Origin of the sequence: Curtobacterium sp. MCBD17_008, from assembly GCF_003234475.1 — a bacterium.
Classification (GTDB): Bacteria; Actinomycetota; Actinomycetes; order Actinomycetales; family Microbacteriaceae; genus Curtobacterium.
Genome location: NZ_QKTK01000015.1, coordinates 39,645 through 58,689, shown reverse-complemented (window position 1 = coordinate 58,689; position 19,045 = coordinate 39,645). Strand labels below are relative to the sequence as shown.

Genomic DNA, 19,045 nt, shown 5'->3' with positions numbered 1-19,045 from the left:
CGACCCCGGACGCGGGCCTCGTGCCTCGTGCCTCAGGCGCCGGTGCCGGACCCGCGGCGCGGACCCGGGCTGCGGAGTGCGACCACGAAGCCGATGACGGCTGCCACGGCCACCGCCAGGGTGGCCCCGGCGTTGAGCAGGAACGGCATCCCGTCGACCGTCTGGCTCCGGAAACCGAGGAACGCGTCGTACAGCACGTGGAGCAACACGGCCCCGAGGAGCGACCCGGTGACCCGACGGGCGAGGTGACAGGCGGAACCGAGCAGGAACGTCGTGAGGACCTGGAACGCGCTGCCGTCCGCGTTGAAGGCGTGTGCCAGGGCGAAGGTCGCGGTGGCGACGAGCCACACCACCCACTCGGGCGCGACCCGGCGGAACCCCGCGACGAGGACCCCGCGGAAGACGAGCTCCTCGACGAGGGCCACGGCGAGCACGCCGACGAGGAGCGCGCCGAGGTACCCACCGGCATCGGCCCGCAGGGGTGTCGTGAACGCGACGAGCGTCACCGCGGTGAACACGACGAGCACGCCGACACCCCACCACGACCGCGCGCGAGCGGGCTCGGTCAGGACGGACCGCCACCCGCCGAGCGCGGACACCACCACGACGAGGACCACCAGCACGAGCCCGTCGCCCAGGGCCTGTCGGAGCAGTCCGGCCGTCGAGCCGAGCGGGTTGCCGCCGGCCCCGCCGAGCAGTGAGCCGACGACGAGCAACAGGACCGGCAGGAGCACGGCGAGCCCCGCGCTGACCACGGCGGCCACGACGTCGGACCGGACGCGGGCGGGGAAGGCCGGACCGCGGTCGGTCTCGCGGAGTGCAGGTGCGGGCACGGGATCCCCTCTCGTCGCGGTACGAGGACACCCGTGATGGTACCGACGCGCCGCACCCTTCGTGCCGTGCGGAGGGTCCGGTCCCTACGCCGCGATCGTGTGGAACCAGGCGGTGCCGCCCGGGTGCTGCACCGTGATCATCTCGTCGAGGTCACGGTACGGCCCGTCCTGGTTGTGGCTCGCCGACTTGATGCGGATCGTGCCGTCGGCCTCGGCGAACACCTCGGACACGATGGTCGTGTGGTCCGGCGAGCCGTTGCCGTTCCAGTCGAACATGACGATGTCGCCGACCGCGACGTGCTGGCGTTCGTCCGAGGTCCGGCGGGTGAGCCCGAACGTGGCCGCGTTCTGGTCGAGCCACGGGTCCATGGCCGGGCAGTAGGTCCACGTCGAGGAGTGCTCTGCACCGCCGGCCCGGTTGTACCAGTCGGCGCGCTGCTCCCAGCCGCGGGCCTCGAGCGTCTGGTTGACGTAGTTCGCGCAGTCCCCGCCGATGGGGTTCATCGTCCCGTACTCGGCGGTGTTGTAGTCGGCCCAGTGCCGCATGGCGTACTCGAGCTGGCGGTCGACCGCGGTCTGGGCCGCGTAGGCGACGGTCGTGGTGGCGACCGCGGTGCTCGCGTCCGGAGTGGCCGAGGCCGTGGGGGTCGGCGTGCTGGCGGCACCGTCCTGTGTGGCACCCACCTGGCCGTCGTTCGCCTGGCTGCCGTTGCCGTCCGAGGTCCGGTTCGCCGACGGGACCGGTTCCACGGGCTCGGTGAACAGCGCGACGTCGGCCGGCCCCGCGGTGTACATGGCCTGGTGCGGCGCCGTGAACGTGACCTTGCCCGCTCGGGCGACCACGTCCCGTGCGGCGACCCCGCCGACGGTGACGCCCTTGACGACGGCGAGCCCCGACCCGGTGACGGTCACGGTGACGCCGCCGGCGAGGGGCAGCTCCGCCGGCTCGACCGTCGTGGCCGAGGGGCGCGCACTCGCGGCTCCGGCCGACGACGAGCCCGACGACGTCCCGCCGGCCGGTGCCGCGCCGGACGACCCCGGCGTCGACGAGGACCGGAGCCCCGGCCCGTCCGCGGAGCAGGCCGCGGCGACGAGGCCGACACCGGTGATGCCGGCGAGGGACAGGAGGGTGCGGCGCGTGATCGGAGCAGTCATGACCGGACCAGGCTATGCGACGTCGTCCCGGGATCGGCCGACCGCACCGCCGGGAGCAGCGCGGGGTCAGGCAGCGGGGTCAGGCAGCGGGGTCAGGCAGCGGGAGCGCTGACGTTCACGAGCCAGGTGATCCCGAACCGGTCGGTGACCATGCCGAACTCGTCGCCCCACGGCGCCTGCGTGAGTGGTTCGAGCACCCTCCCGCCGACGGACAGGGCCGCGAAGTACCCGCGCAGGTCCTCGGCGTCGTCAGCGTCACCGGAGACGGACAGCGAGATGTTGTTCGTCTCCGACCGCCCCATCGACGCCGGGGTGTCCGACGCCATGAGCACGTACCCCCGCGTCGTCTCGAGCTGCCCGTGCATGACCTTGTCCGCGTCGGCCGGGTCCCCGTCGGCGCCCATCTCGGCGAAGGTGCCGATCCGCAGCTCACCGCCGAACACCGACTGGTAGAACTCGAGCGCCTGTCGGGCGTCGTCCCGGAAGCCGAGGTAGGGGTTCAGTCGCGAGGTCATGATGGGCTCCTTCGTCCGTCGCCTCATCGTGACAGCCGACCCGGAGCCCCGCAAGGACCGATCAGCGGCAGGAGACGTCGCGGTCGATCGTGGTGGAGCCGTACGCGGCCTCGATCTGGGTCATCGCGATCGTGCCGCCGGACAGCGGGGTCCCCGAGCAGGCCTGGCGCGCCTTGGTGATCGTGCTCTTGCCGAGGGCGATCCAGCTCGACCGGCCGTACAGCGTGCTCGACGAGCTGACCGACCCGGCGATGGTCTTCCACTGCGACGGCGTCGAGTAGATGCCGATCGTCCGGACCCCACCCGCCTTGAGCCCGGCGATCATGCCCTCGAGCGCGGCGCGGTTCTGCGCGGTGCTCGACTGGTAGGACAACCCGGTCTCGACGTCGAGCCACCAGCGGTACGCGGCGGGGCGGTCGATGCCGCGGATCGTCACGTCGTCGTAGCCGCGCGCGTACCCGTACATGAACGAGCACGCGAGCGTGAGCTGCTTCGCACCGCCCTTGGTCGAGCACCGACCGAACCGGTTCGCCGGCGCGGTGCCCTTGTACGTGTTCGACTTCGGCCAGACCGACGCCTGCAGGCCGGGGTTGGCGAACAGGACGTAGAGCTGGGTCTTCGGCTGGGTCGATCCGCCGACGGACCCCGCGGCCCAGGCCAGCTGCTCGGCCAGGCACGGGTTCGTCGTGTTGCCGAGCGATCCGTTCACCCCGACGATGCCGAACGCCTGTCCGGTCGGGACCGTCCCGCCACACTGCGGCCACGAGATGTCCACCCCGGTCGGGGTGACGGCGGCGGAGGCCGCGGCGGTCGGGCCGGCGACGGCGACACCTGCTGCGATGACGACGGCGGTGGCGACGGTGGCGACGAGACGACGGATGCGGTTCATGCTTCTCCCCCTGACGTGCCCGAGCGGGCGGCGTGCCCGAGCGGGCGACGGTGCTCGGTCGGGCGACGGTGCCCGGCCGAGTGGCGGCTCCCCCTCGGGACCACCTGTTGTGGCGCACGGGGAGTCTAGGGGCCGAGCACCCGGCTCCGACACCCCCCGTGGCGGTCTGTGGAAGGCCGGCAACGAGAACGGCCGGCAACGAGAACGGCCCGGAACCAATCGGTTCCGGGCCGTCGTGCTTCTCGGTGGAGCTAAGGGGATTCGAACCCCTGACCTTCTCATTGCGAACGAGACGCGCTACCAACTGCGCCATAGCCCCGAGTGCTCGACAACGATAGCACCGGGTCGCGGCGATCCGGTAATCGGGCCGCGGCGGTCGGGCGTGCCGTCCGGTCAGACCGCTCGACGGCGTCGCATGATCGCGTCGAGGTCCGTCTGTCCGTACGCGTCGTCGCCGATCACGCCCATCCCGGCCCAGCGGCTCGGGGCGGCGGGGGCGGCGGCCTCGTCGGTCGCGGAGGCAGCCGGACCGGGCGCAACCGGACCGGGCGCAGCCGACGCACCGGGCGCGGGCGCACTCCGGGGAGCGGGCGACCCGGCGGTCGCGGCACGGAGCCCGAGCCGCTCCGCGAGCCGCCCCTGGTCGTGCGAAGACAGCGCCGCGGCGGCCTCCTCGACGTCGGCACGCATCCGCGACACCCGGGCGAGCGACGGGTCGGCCGCAGCGGCTCGGACGGCAGCCGCTTCTGCCTCCGCCTCGGCCTTCGCCTGGGCCACGCGGTCACGCAGCCGGGCGGCGAGTTCGGCCGACGACTCCGGGGACGGATCGGGTCGGGTCGGCGTCTGCACGTACAGCGGCTTCGGGATCGGCCCCGGCGTCCAGGTGCGGTCCGCGGGCGCGGCCGTCGGCTGGTCGGTGGAGAGCGGCGGCGCGGGATCGGTCCACGCGGTGGTCGGCCGGGAGGCCCGGGTCTGCTCCGCCGCACCGGCCGCGGCCCGTCGACGGCGCGCGGTCGCGACCTGGTGCAGCTGTGCGAGCACGGCCGCGGAACCACCGGCCGCGACGAGTCCGGCCACCGCGAGCAACCAGGCGCCGGGGGCGACGACGAGCACGACCACCGCGAGCACGAGCCCGAGCGTGCCGAGCGTCGTGGCACCGAGGCGTGAGCGACGCATGCGCATCGCGGTCAGGGCGGGCACCGAGGACGCCTTCTCGAGCACGGGCGCCTGGGCGGCGAGGCGACGGGTGATCTCCCGCTGCCGTGCGGCCTCGTGGGCGCGGACGATCGCGACACGCTTCGCCTCCTCGGACCGGGCGACGCGCTGCGCCTCGGCGAGGGACTTCGCGTTCAGTTCGACGCGCACCTCGTCCGGCAGCTCGGCGGTCTGCGCCAGGATGCGGAGGGTCTGCTGCAGTCGGATCGCGTTCCGCTCGGTGGCGAGGTACTCACGACGGGCCGCCCACGCGGGCATCAGGTACACGACCCAGAGCACGGCCGCCACGAGCAGCACGACGCCGCCGCCCCAGGTCCCGATTCCCATGGGGGCAACGGTAGGGGGAGCGCGCCGCCCGGACGCCCATTGCCGGGAGCGTGTCGAGCGAGTCGTGACGGATCCGTCGGCGGCTCGGCGGGCCTCCCGGCCACGCCGGGGTCACCGGGCCGCGACGCGACCCGTCCCGTGGGTCGTCAGCCGCGCGGCGAGACGGGCAGCGGCACGCCCGCCTCGTCCCAGGCCTCCTGCGGCACGCGGCCGGCACCGTGCGGCACCTGCCCACGGACCCAGCGGTCGAGGACGCCCTCGCGGATCTCCTCCGCGACGAGGCCGAAGCAGAAGTGGTCGCGCCAATCGCCGTTGATGTGGATGTACCGGCGGCGCAGGCCCTCGTACCGGAACCCGAGCTTCTCCACGACGCGGAGGCTCGGGGCGTTCTCGGGACGGATGCAGATCTCGAGACGGTGGATGCCGACGGAGCGGAAGCAGTGGTCGGTCGCGAGCGCGACCGCGGTCGGCGTCACGTTGTGGCCGGCGGCGTCCTGCACCACCCAGTACCCGATGGAGGCGCTCGCGAGCGACCCGTACGTGATGCCGGAGACGTTCAGCTGGCCGACGAAACGTCCGTCCAGTTCCATCGCGAACGGGAGGCCCAACCCGGCCCGGGCGTTGGCCTGCAGCGCGCGGATGCTCCCCTTGACGTCGGCGGACGCGAACCCGGAGGGGTTCGTCGCTTCCCACGTGCGGAGCCACGAGCGGTTGCCGGCCAACGCCAGGTCGAGCTCACGGGCGTCGCGGATCCGGAGGGGGCGGATGGTGACCCGCCCGTGGGTGAGGGTCGGGATCGTCGTCATCGCTTCTGGTTCCTCCGGGGTCCCGCGCTCGGCGGGACGGGTGTCCCGCACGGGGCCGGGGTCACCGGACCCGTGCGGGATGGGTCGACTCATTCGCCCGCGTTGAACTCCTTGAGCCAGGACTTGAGGTCCGGGCCGAGGTCCTCGCGGTCCGAGGCGAGCTGCACGATCGCCTTGATGTAGTCGAGTTTGTCACCGGTGTCGTAGCGGCGTCCACGGAAGACGACGCCGTACACGCCACCTGTCCATTCCTCGGCGCTCGCCATCTTCATGAGCGCGTCGGTGAGCTGGATCTCGCCGCCCTTGCCGGGCTCCTGCTTCTCGAGGACGTCGAAGACCTCGGGGCGGATGACGTAGCGGCCGATGATCGCCAGGTTCGACGGGGCCTCGCCCTGGGCCGGCTTCTCGACCAGGCCGGTGATCTTCACGACGTCGTCGGTGTCGGTCTCCTCGACGGTCGCGATGCCGTAGAGGTGCGTCTGCGACGCCGGGACCTCGAGCAGGGCGACGACCGTGGCCTTCTTCTCGCCCTGGACCTCGATCATGCGCTTGAGCAGCGGGTCGCGGGCGTCGATGATGTCGTCACCGAGGAGCACGGCGAACGGCTCGCGGCCGACGTGCATCTTCGCGCGGAGCACGGCGTGACCGAGGCCGAGCGGGTCACCCTGACGCACGTAGTGCATGTCGGCCAGGTCCGTGGACTGGTTGACCTTCTGCAGCTTCTCGTGGTCGCCCTTCTTCTTGAGGGTCTCCTCGAGCTCCGACACGTGGTCGAAGTGGTTCTCGAGCGCGTTCTTGTTGCGCCCGGTGATCATCAGCACGTCGGTGAGTCCGGCGTCGACCGCCTCCTCCACCACGTACTGGATGGCCGGCTTGTCGACGACGGGGAGCATCTCCTTCGGCATCGCCTTGGTCGCGGGGAGGAAGCGCGTGCCCAGCCCTGCGGCGGGGATCACTGCCTTCGAAATCTGGAAGCCCATGGACAGACCGTATCCGAAACGCATTTCGCGGGCATGTCAACTGATAGGAGGACAGGCAGATCAGCGGGAAGCCGCAGCACCGGCGCTCGCTACACTCTTCGCCATGACCGACGATCTCGGGAACGAGAAGCGCGCCCTCCGAGCCGACCTCCGGCAGCGGCGACGCAGCCGGACCTCGACCGTCCGCGACGCCGACTCCCTCGCCCTGACCGCCACGCTGCAGCGCTTCGTCGAGGAACGCCAGATCACCTCGGTCGCGCTCTACCTGTCGGCGCCCGACGAACCCGACGTCCGTCCCTTCCTCGACTGGGCGTTCGAGCGGGGCATCCGGGTGCTCCTGCCGATCACCCGCGAGGACGGGCTGCTCGACTGGGCGGTCGGCGACGGGTCCTCGGAGCGCGAGGGACCGTTCGGCATGCCGGAGGTCGTCGGCGAGGTGCTCTCCCCCCTGGCGATCAACGACGTCGACGTGATCATCACGCCGGCCGCCGCCGTGGGGCACGACGGCGTCCGGATGGGCTGGGGACGCGGGTACTACGACAAGACCCTCGGGTCCATGGCCAACCGCCCGCCCGTCTATGCTGTGGTGTTCGACACGGAGTACCTCGACGAGGTCCCGCGCGAACCCCACGACGAACCCGTCGACGGCATCATCACGCCGTCGCGCATCATCACGTTCCGGAGCTGACGTGCCCACCTACTCGTACCGCTGCACCGAGTGCGGCAACGCGTTCGACATCAAGCAGGCCTTCTCCGACGCCACGCTCACCGAGTGCCCGGTCTGCGGCGGGGTCCTGCGGAAGGTGTTCTCGCCCGTCGGTGTGACCTTCAACGGTGGTGGCTTCTACCGCACCGACTCGCGCGCGACGCCGTCGGGGTCGGGGTCGTCGTCCGGGTCGGGGTCGTCCGGCTCGTCCGGGTCCTCGTCCGGCTCCGGGTCGTCCTCCGGGTCGGGGTCGTCCTCCGGGTCGGGGTCGTCCTCCGGGTCCGGGTCGTCCTCCGGGTCCGGGTCGTCCTCCGGGTCGGGGTCGTCCGCGTCCTGACCGGCCCCGCGCCTGCTGGATAGGTTGGACCGGGCCATCGCGCGGTGGCCGTCCACGACAGAAGGGGGCTCGCGTGAAGGGCTTCAGGGAGTTCCTGCTCCGCGGGAACGTCATCGACCTCGCGGTGGCGGTCGTCATCGGAGCCGCGTTCACCGCCATCGTGACGGCGGTCGTGACGGCGTTGATCAACCCGCTCATCGGTGCGGTCTTCAACGCCTCCAGCTTGGACAAGGCCCTGATCGTGTCGTTCCCGACCGTGTCCGGCGGCGACACCGAGCTGCTGTTCGGCAAGGTGCTCGGTGCCGTCCTGAACTTCGTGATCGTCGCAGCGGTCGTCTACTTCGCGCTCGTCGTGCCGGTGAACCACCTCAAGAAGGTCGCGTTCGACCGGACGAAGCACGACGAGGAGCAACCGCCCGCGGACGTCCCGCCGACGGACGTCGAGGTGCTCCTCGAGATCCGCGACCTGCTGCGCGCCCAGCAGGGTGCCGGGCCGGGTGTCGGCGGGCACGGGGCGCACGTCGCTCCGGCGGACGCACCCGAGGGCGCCGGCATCGCCGGAACGACGAAGCTGTAGGTGCCGGTGCCGGTGCCGGTGCCGGGAGGGTCGGCCTACGCCGGAGCGCGCTGCGCCCGGTGCTTCCGGGCCATCTCCCCCGCGTACTGCAGACCGGCGAGGACGTGCCCGACCGTGCCGAGCCAGACGAAGACGAGACCGACGCCCCGGACCCAGTGGTGGTCGGCGGCGACCGACGTCGACGAGAACAGCAGGACCGGCAGCCCGACGAACAGCAGCGCGGACCGGATCTTGCCCGTCCACGTCACGCGGAGGTCCGGGTTGCCACGGAACCACGCGCTCGAGAGCGCCAGGAGCGCCAGGTCGACGGCCACCACGACCACGACGACGATCCACGGCAGCAGCCCGACGAGCACGAGCGACAGCACGATCGCCACGATCGCCAACCGGTCGGCGATCGGGTCGAGAGTCTTGCCGAGCTGGGACTCCTGGTGGAGTCGTCGCGCCAGGAATCCGTCGGCCCAGTCGCTCACACCGAGGACCACCAGGGAGGCCAACGCCCATCCCGGGTGTCCGGCGACGACCAGCCCGACGTAGACCGGGATGAGGGCGAAGCGCACCAGCGTGATGAGGTTCGGCAGCGTCTGCCAGTCGGGCCGGGTCCGCCGGGAGGGCTCCGTCATCACACGCTTCCGTTCGGGGTGGGTCACTGCAAGGGTACCGGTCCGACCCGTGCACTCGTCGGTCGCACCCGACCGGCGGCAGGCCGTCCTCCGTCAGCCGGGACGGTCATCCCCAGTGCGGCGGCCGGTCGCGGAGGAGCCGGTCGTCGTTCTCGCCCGTGCCGTGGCGCGCCGGCTCCGGCGCCGGTGTCGGGTCGCTGCCGGGGACCGCACGGGTCGTGACGCGCCTGCCGGAGCGGGACGTACCTCCCGGCCCGGTCGACCGCGGCACGGCGGGTGCCGGGGTCGCCGCGGGGTCGGTGTCCGCCCCCGACGCGTCTCCTGCCCGGGACGCACCCGCGTCCGGTGTCCACGTCCCCGTCAGGTGGTCCGTCGACGAGGTCACCGGTCCTGCCTGCCGCGAGGCCCGGCGTGGAACCCTGGCGGTCATCGGCGCGCGGGCACCGGCGGGATCGAGATCTCCTGGGTGGCACCGCGGTCGACCCCGAGCACCTGCGCCACCGTGTTCGCCACCCGGTCCGGGTCGGAGAACAGCTGGAACGCGTGCACGCGGACGTAGTGCCAGCCGAGACGACGGAGCACCTCGGGACGGAGCCGGAGCGACTCACGCAGCGACCCCTTGACGAGCGACGCATCGGTCTCGATGGTGACGCAGACCCCGCCGTGCGCGGCGACCAGGCCGAGCTTGCCGCGGTGGCCGAGCGCGACCGGGATGCCGCGCATCTCCAGCCGCCGGGCCAGGTCGACGAGCAGCGGGTCGGAGTCGTCCGGCACGTACTCGGCGGTGGTCCGGGCGCGGACCTCGGCCAGGATCTCGGCGAGGGCGACCGTGCCGTGCCCCATGCGCTCGGCCTCGATGTCGGACGGCTGGAAGCACGTGACGATGACCATCGACCGACGGGCGCGGGTCATCGCGACCGCGAGCAATCGCTCACCGCCGGGCTTGCCGAGGGGACCGAAGTCGCGGAGGACCCGACCGTGCGGGGTCCGGCCGTAGCCGATGGAGAACACGACGCGGTCGCGGCTCTGCGCCACGGACTGCTCGAGGGTGGCCACGATGAACGGCTCCGGACGGTCACCGATGACGAACTCGGTGAGGTCCTTGTGGCCCTGCGCGGCAGCGAGCACGGCCTGCTCGACCCGGACCGCGTGCTTCGCCGAGGCCGTGATGACCATGAGCGACTCGGTCGGACGGGTGCGGGCGTGCTCGATGACGTGCCGGACGACCCGGTCCACCTCGGCGTCGACGCTCTCGACGGCGCCGGACTCGGGGTCCGGCACGGCCTTGCCCTCGCTGACGTAGTCGAGCGCGATCGAGCCGTGGCCGAGGAACGAGCCGGCCCAGGGCAGCGACTCGATCCGTCCGCCGTAGAAGCGACGGTTGACCAGCTCCGCCAGGTCCTCGCCGCCGGCGCGGTACGACCGGGTCAGCGACAGGGTCGGCAGGAGCGTGGACAGCTTCGCGAGGGCCGAGTCGGCGTGCAGGGCGTCGAGCGTCTCCTCGTCCACCTGCAGCGCGCGGTGGTCCGGGTCGACGGCGATGCGGAACGGCGACGGCGTCTGCGTGACCGGGTCACCGAACACGACGGTCTGCCGGGCGCGGCGGACGGCGCCGACGGTCTCGGCGATCGTCACGGCGCCGGCGTCGACGAGGATCACGGTGTCGAACGGCATCGTGTCGGCGATCTGCGCGACCTCGTACGGGGAGGCGAGCCAGACCGGGGCGATGGCGCGGGACAGGTGCGGTGCGGAGTCGTGGAGCAGACGCGACGTGATCGCGCCCTCCTTGAGCTGCGTCTTCAGCGCGGAGGACTCCTCCGGCCAGTCGACGAGCCCGACCTTCCAGTTCTCGGCGAGCTGCCACGCCAGGCCCTGGGACACCCCGGCCGCGTGCGCGTCGTCCACGAGTCGGAAGTCGGCCTCGACCCGGTCGAGCATGTCCGTGTTCGCACCGAGCAGGGCCCGGTCGGACTCGAGCATCGTCTCGAGCGCGGACTGCCACCAGGCCAGCTCGAGCTCGGCGGGCACCTGCACGTCCGGCACGTGCCGGTTCGCCAGGTCGGTGAGCAGCGGCTCGAGCTGCAGGTCGCGGAGCGTCTGCATGAGCTCGGTGCGCTCCTGCAGGTTGTGCAGGACGTCGGACTCGGCGGCCAGTTCGGCGATCGTCGGGACGAGCTCGTCGATCGGCAGGTTCGCGAGCTGCTGGTCGCGGCTGGTGCGACCGAGCGGCTCGTCCAGTCGGGCCAGGTCCTCGACGACGTTCGAGAACAGCACCTGGACGTCGGCGATGCCGGTGGGGACCTCGGGGTTCACGCCCGCGGCCACGTAGCGCTGCCAGAGGACGCGCTGCTGCTGGACGCGGGTGAGGGCCTCGTGCAGGTCGGACACGTGCACGCCGGGACGGACGTACTCGCGGGCGAGCTTCTTGAGCCGACGGCGGTTCGTGCTCGACATCGGCGCGCCCTCGCCCCGGGGAGCGGTCGCGGCGACGAGTTCGGACACCGACCGGTCGAACACGATCGGCAGGAAGCGGTCGAGGGTGTCCCGGATCTCGGTGAGCAGACGGAGGTAGATGCCGAGCTCGTTGATCGTCGTGAACTGCCGCATGTGGGTCGACGCCACGAGGTCGTGTGCGCGCTGCAGGAGGGCCGGCAGTGCGCCGCCGTCGAGTTCCCGCGCGGTCGCGTGGGCCCGCTGGGCGCCGTCGCTCGAGGTGAACCTCGCGCCGTACCAGGGCGAGTCGTCGGGGCCGTAGCGGAACTCGCCGAGGTTCGCGGCGCTGACCATGGTCTCGGCGACGCGGGCGCGACCGGTGACCATCGAGACGACGGACTGCTTCGACAGCCGGGCGGTCGTGGACGGGGCGACCGGCAGCAGGGACAGGCGGGAGAGCTCGACCAGGCAGTCGAGCACGCTGACCCCGAAGTCGGGGTCGGTGCGGGTGAGGGCACCGCGGTAGTCGGTGAGGACCTTGCGGAGCCGCACCAGGGCGTCGTCGACCTCGCGGAGGTTCGGTCGGCTCGCCTTCTCGTTGCGGGCGATCGCACGGACCACGTCACGGCGGAGCGTCGCCGGGGTGACGGCGACGCCGGGCAGGTGCACCTCGCCGAAGCGGGCCGCGATGCCACGGAGCGTTGCACGGCGCGGGCTGACGACGAGGACGCGCTTGTTCGCGGCGACCAGGCCGCCGAGGGCGTTCACGATCGTCTGCGTGCCGCCGGTGCCAGGGAGCGTCTTCACGACGATGGAGTTGCCGGCCGTGATCTGCGCGATCACGTTCTCCTGCTCGTCGTCGGCGTCGAGCAGCAGGGTGTCCGTCTCCGGGCTGCGCTCGTCCGACGGCGTCTGCTCGACCGGGTGGTACGACTGCTCGACCTGCCACTTGGCGCTCGGGTTGCCGGCGAGGGCGTCGAGCACCGGGTGCGCGAGGTCCTTCGTGTCCTCGACGAGACCGGTCGCGACCTCGGCGAACGTCGACACGACGAGGCGGGCGTGCACCGAGAAGCCGGGGATGTGCGCCGTCAGGCCGCGGAGCCGGTCGATCACCGGGTTCGGGGTGAAGGAGCCGTCCTGCTGGGCGAGGGCGACGAACGACTGCGCGTCGAGGGTGATGCCGAACTGCTCGCGGAGCGCGTCGGCCAGGCCCGGGTTGAGCACCGGTTCACCGAGCAGCCGGACCTCGAAGTCGCGGCCATGACGCCGGATCGCGAGCGGGCGGAGGAGGACCGGACCCCGGTGGTGCTCGTCGCCGTGCTCCCAGTCCGCGATGCCGATGCCGAGCTTGACGGCGTCGATCCCGCGGACGGTGGCGAGCTCGGTGCCCTTCGCCTCGACGTGTCCGGCGGCGACGCGGGCGGCTCGCAGCGCGACCTCGTCGCGGATCAGGCTCGAGAGCAGCGTGGTCTTGCCGGTGATGAACTGGGCCAGACCGCCCGGGTGCGTCGTCGAGAGTTCGATGCGCGCGCGGGGGTGGTCGGCGAAGTGCACGAGCGGACTCGTCCCACCGACGCCGGCGAGCTGCTCGCGCCACGCGTCCCACGCGGGCTCGGCCGCGTTGCCCGCGGTCAGCCGCGGGTCGCCGAGACTGATCGCGTGCGGGCTCGTGACCTGGAGCTCGGGGCGCAGCGGGGACTGCTCGTCGGGCAGGTCGGTGCCCTCGACGGGGGCGTCGTCGTTCACGTCGTCCTCATCGTCGGTCGCCCTGTCCACTCTCCACACCCGCCCACTGTAGGCGGAAGCGCTGCGGCACTCTGGCAATGAGCCCGCTGTTTCGGCGTTTCACCCGGCCCGGATGCGCTGTGGTGGACCGCCCCGCCGCCGCGCCGGGGCCGGGAGGCGCGGGTGTGGTACCAACGGTGCATGGCCACCGACGACCGTCCTGCTCCGTCCACCCCTGCCGTGTCCCGGCGTCGATCGGTCCCCGCCGAGATCTCGCGCTCCTGGCTCCTCGTCGCCGGCACCGCCGCGGAACGCTTCGAGCGGGCCACCCGCTCCCGTGCCGACCAGGTGATCCTGGACATCGAGGACGCCGTCGACCCCGCCGCGAAGCCGTCCGCCCGCACCACCGTCGCCGCCTGGCTGGCCGGTGGCGGCGAGGCCTGGGTGCGGATCAACGACGTCACGACCGAGTTCTGGGAGGACGACGTCGAGGAGCTCCGCGGCCTGCCCGGGCTGCAGGGTGTGATGCTCGCGAAGACGGAGTCCCCGGCGCAGGTCACCGACACGTGGCACCGGCTCGGCGGACACACCCCCGTGATCGCGCTGGTCGAATCGGCGCTGGGCATCGAGGAAGCGGTGTCGATCGCCCGCGCGCAGGGGGCGTTCCGGCTGGCCTTCGGGAGCGGCGACTACCGCCGCGACACCGGCACGAGCGCGGACACCCTCGCGATGGCGTACCCGCGGTCCCGCCTGGTGGTGGCGTCCCGCGTCGGCGACCTGCCCGGACCCATCGACGGCCCCACGGTCGGTTCCTCGCACCCGATCCTGCGCGAGCAGTCACAGGTCGCGGTGTCGCTCGGCCTGACCGGCAAGCTCTGCCTGGACACCGAGCAGCTCCCCGTCATCAACGAGGTCATCTCCCCGACCCCGACCGACGTCGCCTGGGCGCAGGACTTCCTCGACGACTTCGAGGCGCGCGGGCGCGTGATCCGGGACGGGTCGGACCTGCCGCGACTCGGACGGGCGCAGAAGATCCAGCGCCTCGCCCAGGCGTTCGGGGTGGAGGCGCGGTAGGAACGGTGCCATGACCTGGTCGAACGTCCCCGGATCCGGACCGCAGCAGCACCCGGGCGCCCGGCAGCACAGCGAGGCCGAGCGTGTCGCGTGGGAGCAGGGTGCGACGTCGCTGTTCCCGCCGGCGAAGATCGCGGACCGGGTGTCCACCGTCCTGCTCCTGGCGGCCGGCGCGGTCCTCACCGCGATCACCGCCGTCGCGGGCGTGGTCGCCGTGGCCTCCACGACCGCGTCCTGCGGCGCCGACGACGGCTGCTCCCCCGGCGGGACCGTCGGCGGTGCGGCGATCGCGGTCGGCGGAGCGTTCGTCATCGGGGTCGTCACGCTCGTGTTCGCGATCCGCGCCTGGATCCGGCGACGGACGTCGTGGTGGATCGCCGGGATCGGCTTCGTCCTGACCGTCGCCGTCGTCACGTGGGGGACGGTGCTCGTCGTGCAGGCGCTCGACGAGCAGGGCGTCGGCCCGGGGCGCGGCTTCGACACCGCACAGCTCCCCGTCCCCTGAGCCGCCCTGCGTCCACGGCTGGACGTCCGCCGACCGGCGCGGCGCATGCTGGGCCCATGAAGCAACGAGTCATCGGAGACACGTCCGTCAGCGCCATCGGACTCGGCGGCATGCCGATGTCCATCGAGGGCCGGCCGGACGAAGCGCGCTCCGTCGCCACCGTCCACGCCGCCCTCGAAGCCGGTGTCACCCTCATCGACACCGCCGACGCGTACCACCTCGCCGCCCACGACGAGGTCGGCCACAACGAGGAGCTCATCGCCCGGGCCGTCCGCGAGTACGGCGGGGACACGTCGGAGGTGCTCATCGCCACGAAGGGCGGCCACCTGCGGCCGGAACCCGGGGCCTGGGCACAGAACGGCGACCCGGCCTACCTCAAGGAGGCCGCGAAGGCCTCGGCGAAGCGTCTCGGCGTCGAGGCGATCGGCCTCTACCAGTTCCACCGCCCGGACCCGGCCGTCCCGTACGCGGACTCGGTCGGTGCGCTCGCCGAACTGCTCGACGAGGGCGTCATCCGCATGGCGGGCATCTCGAACGCCACGGTCGACCAGATCCGGCAGGCGAACGAGGTCCTCGGCGGCCGCCTCGCATCGGTGCAGAACCGGTTCTCCCCCGTCTTCCGGTCCAGCGAGCCGGAACTCGAGCTCTGCGACGAGCTCGGCATCGCGTTCCTGCCGTGGAGCCCGCTCGGCGGCATCGCCGGTGCGGCCGACCTCGGCACCACCGCCGAGGACTTCGCCGTCCTCGCCCAGGAGCGGGACGTCACCCCGCAGGTCATCGCGCTCGCGTGGGAGCTCGCGAAGAGCGACGTCGTCATCCCGATCCCGGGAGCGTCCCGCCCGCAGTCGATCCTCGACTCCGTGACGGCCGCGACCGTGAAGCTCCGTCCGGAAGAGGTCGAGCGTCTCGACGCGTCGCGTCCGGAGCAGGCCGCGTAGGTCCACCGCGCGCCGCGGCGAGCCGACCGGATCGCGCACCACGGGCCTCCCGTCCGGACGACGGGAGGCCCGTGGTGCGTCCGTCAGCGGACGGCGCCGCTCAGGACGCGCAGGTCGAGTCGAAGTCGGTCCCGGCCGTCTGGACCGCCGTGGCCGAGTCCTGGAACGCGCCGAGGTCGGCCGACTGCGGGTCCTTCGTGATCGCCTCGAGTCGCGTCACCATGTCGCCGTAGGCGCTCTGGAACGCCTCGGCCTTGCCCTTGACCTCGGTGTTGCTCACCGCGTCGACACCGGCGTCGATGTCCGCGTCGAGCTCCTTGAGCTTGGCGACCGCGGCGTCGGGGTCGGACTGCAGCTTCGTGGCCTCGGACTGCAGCCCCTCGGCTGCCGACCGCACCTTGCTCTCGAAGGCGGCGCACGCGTCGGCCTTGGACTGCGAGCCCGACTGCTCCTCGGCGGCCTTCGACGGTGCGCTCGAGGACCCGCTCGTGGCGCCCTGACCCTGGGTCCCCTCGGCCGTCGTGCTGCCGCCGGAGGAGCAACCGGCGAGCAGGACCGCGGCGAGCGCTGCGGTCGCGAGGACGGAGACGTGCTTCGTGGACATGGGATCCCCCCTGGTCGGTGTGGGGCCGCCGACCGGAGGCCCCGTTCCGCCCCGACAGTACTGATCGGATGCTCAGGGAGTGCGGGACGTCCATCCCCGTCCGCCCAGCCCCGTCCCGACCGGGGACGCGCGTACGGTCGAGGGATGCGTGCCATCACCATCTCCCAGCCCGGCGACGTCGACGTCATGTCCCTCGGTGAGCTCCCCGACCCGGAGCCCGGCGAGGGCGAGGTCCTCGTCGAGGTCGCGGCGGCCGGCGTCAACAACGCGGACCTGCAGCAGCGCCAGGGGAACTACCCGCCGCCGCCCGGAGCGTCCGACGTGCTCGGGCTCGAGGTGTCCGGGACGATCCGTGCGCTCGGCACCGGCGTGACGGGCTGGTCCGTCGGAGACCGCGTGTGTGCGCTCCTCAGCGGCGGTGGGTACGCGTCGGTCGCCGTGGTGCCGGTGGCACAGCTCCTGCCGGTGCCGGACGGGCTGGACCTGGTGTCCGCCGCCGCGCTCCCCGAAGCGGCCTGCACGGTGTACTCGAACATCGGAATGCTCGCCGGACTCCGGCCGGGGCAGACCCTGCTCGTCCACGGTGGGACCGGGGGCATGGGGTCGCACGCGGTGCTCTGGGCGAAGGCCCTCGGCGCCCGGGTGGTCGCGACGAGCGGTGGCGCGCGGAAGGTCGCGGCCTCCCGCGAGCTCGGCGCGGACCTGGTCGTCGACCACCGCGAGGAGGACTTCGTCGAGCGTGCCCTGGCCTTCACGGACGGTGTCGGCGTGGACGTCGTCCTCGACGTGGTCGGTCCGTCGTACCTGCACCGCAACCTCGAGGTCCTCGCGCCGAACGGGCACCTCGCGATCATCGCCGCCGGGTCCGGGCCGGACGCGACCCTGCCGATCGGCCAGCTCATGCGGAAGCGCGCCTCGGTCAGCGGCACGACCCTGCGGGCACGACCGGCTGCCGAGAAGGCCGAGATCGTCGCTGCCGTGCGGCGGGACGTGTGGCCGTTCGTCGAGGACGGCCGTGTCCGTCCGGTCGTGGACACCGTGCTGCCCCTCGCCGACGCGGCCGAGGCGCACCGGCGTCTGGCGTCCGGCGACGTCGTCGGGAAGCTGCTGCTCGCCGTGTAGCGGCGCCGGCGTCGGTCACACCGTCGACGGCCGTGCCGCCGCTATGCGTGGACCCGCGCCAGGAACGCCCGGAGCGCCGGGTGCTGCGGGGCGTCGAGGACGGCCGCGGGAGCGCCCTGCTCGACGACCTCGCCCTCGTGCAGGAAGACGATCCGGTCGGCGACGTTCCGGGCGAAGTGCATCTCGTGCGTCGTCATGAGGATCGTCGACCCCTGCTGCTTGAGCTCGGTGACGAGGTCGAGCACCTCGCCGACGAGCTGCGGGTCGAGGGCGCTCGTCACCTCGTCGAGCAGGAGCAGCTCCGGGTCCGACGCGACGGCCCGGACGATCGCGACGCGCTGCTGCTGCCCACCCGACAGACGGTCCGGGTACGAACCGGCGAAGTCACCGAGCCCGATCCGGTCGAGCAGGCGGCGAGCCGTCGCCTCGGCGTCCGCACGGGAGGTCCGGTGCACCTTCCGCGATGCGAGGGTCACGTTGTCGAGGACGCTCATGTGCGGGAACAGGTTGAACTGCTGGAAGACGACGCCGATCCGCGCGCGGGTGGCGTCGACGTCGACGCGGGGGTCCGAGACGTCCTCGCCCTGGAGGAGGACCTGCCCGTCGTCGATGCCCTCGAGCAGGTTCACGGTCTTGAGCAACGTCGACTTGCCGGAGCCGGACGCCCCGATGACGCAGATCACCTCGTGTCGGTGCACGGTCAGGTCGATCCCGCGCAGGACGGGGCGGTCGCCGAAGGACTTGCGCAATCCACGCAGTTCGAGGACGGGAGCGGTCTGCTCGGTCACACCGTGCCTCCGATCTGTTCACGCTGCTGCTGCTTCCGAGCGATGGCGTCCGTGACCCGGATGAGCGGCAGGCTGATGAGGACGAAGAGCAGGCCGGCGACCAGGTAGGGCGTGAAGTTCGTCTGCTCCGCCTGCGCGATCTGGGCGCTGCGGACGGCGTCGACGGCGCCGAGGATCGAGACGAGCCCGACGTCCTTCTGCATCGACACGAAGTCGTTCATGAGCGCCGGCGTGACCTTGCGGATCGCCTGCGGCAGCACGACGAGCCGCAGCGTCTGCGCGTGGGACAGGCCGAGCGACCGGGCGGCCAGGCGCTGGGACGGGTGCACCGCCTCCATGCCGGCACGGAGCACCTCGGCGACGTACGACGAGTAGGTCAGCACGATCGCGATGGTGCCCCAGAACTCGGGCGCCAGCCGCGGGAAGACCCCGAGCCCGGGCAGGCCGAACCCGACCAGGTACAGCACGATGATGAGCGGCAGGCCGCGGAACAGGTCCGTGTACCCGGTCGCGAGCATCCGGAGCGGGAAGAACACCGGGCTCCGCAGGCCGCGGACGACCGCGAGCAGGGTGCCGAGCACGGCGACGCCGATGCTGGCGGCGAACAGGATCCGGACGTTCAGCCAGAGCCCGAGCAGGATGTCGGGCAGGGTCTCCCACGCCACCTGCGGGTCGAAGAACGACCGCTGCACCGCGGCCCACCCGGGGGTGTTGACCACGCCGACCCAGACGAGCGCGACGACCACGAGCGTCGAGACGACGGACACCACGACGGAACGGCGGCCGCGCTGCTGGCGGTAGAGCTGCCGCTCGCGTTCGACCTGGCTGGGTGCCGGGGCGGCGACGGGCGCGCCCACGCCCGCCGGACCGCCCGCACCGGCGGGCAGGGTCAT

19 protein-coding genes, 1 tRNA gene and 1 pseudogene are annotated in these 19,045 nt (G+C 72.5%); 7 read left to right on the top strand and 14 right to left on the bottom strand.

The genetic code is table 11. The features are described 5' to 3' along the window. Positions 1-32 precede the first annotated feature (32 nt). The 8 genes from DEI95_RS13560 to galU form a co-directional block, all read right to left on the bottom strand. Positions 33-833, bottom strand: a complete 801-nt coding sequence (locus tag DEI95_RS13560; RefSeq protein ID WP_111060585.1) for a CPBP family intramembrane glutamic endopeptidase — start codon at positions 831-833, stop codon at positions 33-35. An 84-nt stretch (positions 834-917) separates the two neighbouring features. Then, positions 918-1,988 (bottom strand): amidase domain-containing protein, encoded by a 1,071-nt coding sequence (locus DEI95_RS13555; RefSeq protein ID WP_111060584.1) that lies wholly within the window; start codon positions 1,986-1,988, stop codon positions 918-920. A gap of 92 nt (positions 1,989-2,080) precedes the next feature. After that, a complete protein-coding gene (locus tag DEI95_RS13550; protein WP_110824053.1) occupies positions 2,081-2,503 on the bottom strand; it encodes a VOC family protein in 423 nt (140 codons plus the stop codon). Positions 2,504-2,564: 61 nt separating this feature from the next. Continuing rightward, positions 2,565-3,392 (bottom strand): hypothetical protein, encoded by an 828-nt coding sequence (locus DEI95_RS13545; RefSeq protein ID WP_111060583.1) that lies wholly within the window; start codon positions 3,390-3,392, stop codon positions 2,565-2,567. 246 nt (positions 3,393-3,638) lie between these two features. Further along, a tRNA-Ala gene (locus DEI95_RS13540) sits at positions 3,639-3,711 on the bottom strand. Between the two features lie 74 nt (positions 3,712-3,785). Next, complete coding sequence (locus DEI95_RS13535) at positions 3,786-4,934, bottom strand: hypothetical protein (protein WP_181436344.1); 1,149 nt, start codon at positions 4,932-4,934, stop codon at positions 3,786-3,788. A 146-nt stretch (positions 4,935-5,080) separates the two neighbouring features. Next, positions 5,081-5,740, bottom strand: coding sequence for a GNAT family N-acetyltransferase (locus DEI95_RS13530; protein ID WP_110824056.1), 660 nt, complete (start codon positions 5,738-5,740; stop codon positions 5,081-5,083). Positions 5,741-5,829: 89 nt separating this feature from the next. After that, entirely contained in the window at positions 5,830-6,720 is an 891-nt protein-coding gene (galU, locus tag DEI95_RS13525) for a UTP--glucose-1-phosphate uridylyltransferase GalU (protein WP_110890996.1), read from the bottom strand. Positions 6,721-6,823: 103 nt separating this feature from the next. Between galU and DEI95_RS13520 the strand changes: the two genes are divergently transcribed. Together DEI95_RS13520 and DEI95_RS17125 are read left to right on the top strand one after the other, a co-directional pair. After that, positions 6,824-7,408, top strand: a complete 585-nt coding sequence (locus DEI95_RS13520; protein ID WP_111060581.1) for a 5-formyltetrahydrofolate cyclo-ligase — start codon at positions 6,824-6,826, stop codon at positions 7,406-7,408. A gap of 1 nt (position 7,409) precedes the next feature. Continuing rightward, positions 7,410-7,502: pseudogene (locus tag DEI95_RS17125) on the top strand (FmdB family zinc ribbon protein); the annotation flags it as partial. A gap of 62 nt (positions 7,503-7,564) precedes the next feature. On the opposite strand, the gene DEI95_RS17120 reads toward DEI95_RS17125, so the two are convergent. Then, the gene (locus DEI95_RS17120) at positions 7,565-7,819 is read right to left on the bottom strand and encodes a hypothetical protein (RefSeq protein ID WP_375342355.1); all 255 of its coding nucleotides are present in this window, start codon (positions 7,817-7,819) and stop codon (positions 7,565-7,567) included. 17 nt (positions 7,820-7,836) lie between these two features. Here DEI95_RS17120 and mscL point away from each other — a divergent pair, with 17 nt between their 5' ends. Beyond that, positions 7,837-8,340 (top strand): large conductance mechanosensitive channel protein MscL, encoded by a 504-nt coding sequence (gene mscL, locus DEI95_RS13510; RefSeq protein ID WP_111060579.1) that lies wholly within the window; start codon positions 7,837-7,839, stop codon positions 8,338-8,340. A 35-nt stretch (positions 8,341-8,375) separates the two neighbouring features. Here mscL and DEI95_RS13505 read toward each other — a convergent pair whose 3' ends face one another. Beyond that, positions 8,376-8,963, bottom strand: a complete 588-nt coding sequence (locus DEI95_RS13505; protein WP_111060578.1) for a CDP-alcohol phosphatidyltransferase family protein — start codon at positions 8,961-8,963, stop codon at positions 8,376-8,378. A 426-nt stretch (positions 8,964-9,389) separates the two neighbouring features. Continuing rightward, positions 9,390-13,142: an AAA family ATPase gene (locus DEI95_RS13495; RefSeq protein ID WP_375342315.1), complete on the bottom strand. Its 3,753-nt coding sequence runs from the start codon at positions 13,140-13,142 to the stop codon at positions 9,390-9,392. A 180-nt stretch (positions 13,143-13,322) separates the two neighbouring features. Between DEI95_RS13495 and DEI95_RS13490 the strand changes: the two genes are divergently transcribed. From DEI95_RS13490 to DEI95_RS13480, 3 genes are read left to right on the top strand one after another with little or no spacing between them, the layout of a single operon-like run. After that, positions 13,323-14,195 (top strand): CoA ester lyase, encoded by an 873-nt coding sequence (locus DEI95_RS13490; RefSeq protein ID WP_181436341.1) that lies wholly within the window; start codon positions 13,323-13,325, stop codon positions 14,193-14,195. 10 nt (positions 14,196-14,205) lie between these two features. After that, the gene (locus DEI95_RS13485) at positions 14,206-14,700 is read left to right on the top strand and encodes a DUF6264 family protein (protein ID WP_111060576.1); all 495 of its coding nucleotides are present in this window, start codon (positions 14,206-14,208) and stop codon (positions 14,698-14,700) included. Positions 14,701-14,756: 56 nt separating this feature from the next. Further along, positions 14,757-15,638: an aldo/keto reductase gene (locus DEI95_RS13480; protein ID WP_110890990.1), complete on the top strand. Its 882-nt coding sequence runs from the start codon at positions 14,757-14,759 to the stop codon at positions 15,636-15,638. 100 nt (positions 15,639-15,738) lie between these two features. Here DEI95_RS13480 and DEI95_RS13475 read toward each other — a convergent pair whose 3' ends face one another. After that, positions 15,739-16,242 (bottom strand): hypothetical protein, encoded by a 504-nt coding sequence (locus DEI95_RS13475; RefSeq protein ID WP_110824067.1) that lies wholly within the window; start codon positions 16,240-16,242, stop codon positions 15,739-15,741. A 144-nt stretch (positions 16,243-16,386) separates the two neighbouring features. Between DEI95_RS13475 and DEI95_RS13470 the strand changes: the two genes are divergently transcribed. Further along, the gene (locus tag DEI95_RS13470) at positions 16,387-17,364 is read left to right on the top strand and encodes an NAD(P)H-quinone oxidoreductase (RefSeq protein ID WP_111060575.1); all 978 of its coding nucleotides are present in this window, start codon (positions 16,387-16,389) and stop codon (positions 17,362-17,364) included. A 41-nt stretch (positions 17,365-17,405) separates the two neighbouring features. Here DEI95_RS13470 and DEI95_RS13465 read toward each other — a convergent pair whose 3' ends face one another. Beyond that, entirely contained in the window at positions 17,406-18,152 is a 747-nt protein-coding gene (locus DEI95_RS13465) for an amino acid ABC transporter ATP-binding protein (RefSeq protein ID WP_111060574.1), read from the bottom strand. Continuing rightward, complete coding sequence (locus DEI95_RS13460) at positions 18,149-19,045, bottom strand: amino acid ABC transporter permease (protein ID WP_111060573.1); 897 nt, start codon at positions 19,043-19,045, stop codon at positions 18,149-18,151. Before DEI95_RS13460 ends, DEI95_RS13465 begins: the two co-directional genes overlap by 4 nt.

Bases quoted from the DNA above. Each gene is read 5' to 3' on its own strand.
- DEI95_RS13555 (WP_111060584.1), bottom strand. From the start codon at position 1,988: ATGACTGCTCCGATCACGCGCCGCACCCTCCTGTCCCTCGCCGGCATC.
- DEI95_RS13550 (WP_110824053.1), bottom strand. From the start codon at position 2,503: ATGACCTCGCGACTGAACCCCTACCTCGGCTTCCGGGACGACGCCCGA.
- DEI95_RS13545 (WP_111060583.1), bottom strand. From the start codon at position 3,392: ATGAACCGCATCCGTCGTCTCGTCGCCACCGTCGCCACCGCCGTCGTC.
- DEI95_RS13535 (WP_181436344.1), bottom strand. From the start codon at position 4,934: ATGGGAATCGGGACCTGGGGCGGCGGCGTCGTGCTGCTCGTGGCGGCC.
- DEI95_RS13530 (WP_110824056.1), bottom strand. From the start codon at position 5,740: ATGACGACGATCCCGACCCTCACCCACGGGCGGGTCACCATCCGCCCC.
- galU (WP_110890996.1), bottom strand. From the start codon at position 6,720: ATGGGCTTCCAGATTTCGAAGGCAGTGATCCCCGCCGCAGGGCTGGGC.
- DEI95_RS13520 (WP_111060581.1), top strand. From the start codon at position 6,824: ATGACCGACGATCTCGGGAACGAGAAGCGCGCCCTCCGAGCCGACCTC.
- DEI95_RS13505 (WP_111060578.1), bottom strand. From the start codon at position 8,963: ATGACGGAGCCCTCCCGGCGGACCCGGCCCGACTGGCAGACGCTGCCG.
- DEI95_RS13490 (WP_181436341.1), top strand. From the start codon at position 13,323: ATGGCCACCGACGACCGTCCTGCTCCGTCCACCCCTGCCGTGTCCCGG.
- DEI95_RS13485 (WP_111060576.1), top strand. From the start codon at position 14,206: ATGACCTGGTCGAACGTCCCCGGATCCGGACCGCAGCAGCACCCGGGC.
- DEI95_RS13480 (WP_110890990.1), top strand. From the start codon at position 14,757: ATGAAGCAACGAGTCATCGGAGACACGTCCGTCAGCGCCATCGGACTC.
- DEI95_RS13475 (WP_110824067.1), bottom strand. From the start codon at position 16,242: ATGTCCACGAAGCACGTCTCCGTCCTCGCGACCGCAGCGCTCGCCGCG.
- DEI95_RS13470 (WP_111060575.1), top strand. From the start codon at position 16,387: ATGCGTGCCATCACCATCTCCCAGCCCGGCGACGTCGACGTCATGTCC.
- DEI95_RS13460 (WP_111060573.1), bottom strand. From the start codon at position 19,045: ATGACCCTGCCCGCCGGTGCGGGCGGTCCGGCGGGCGTGGGCGCGCCC.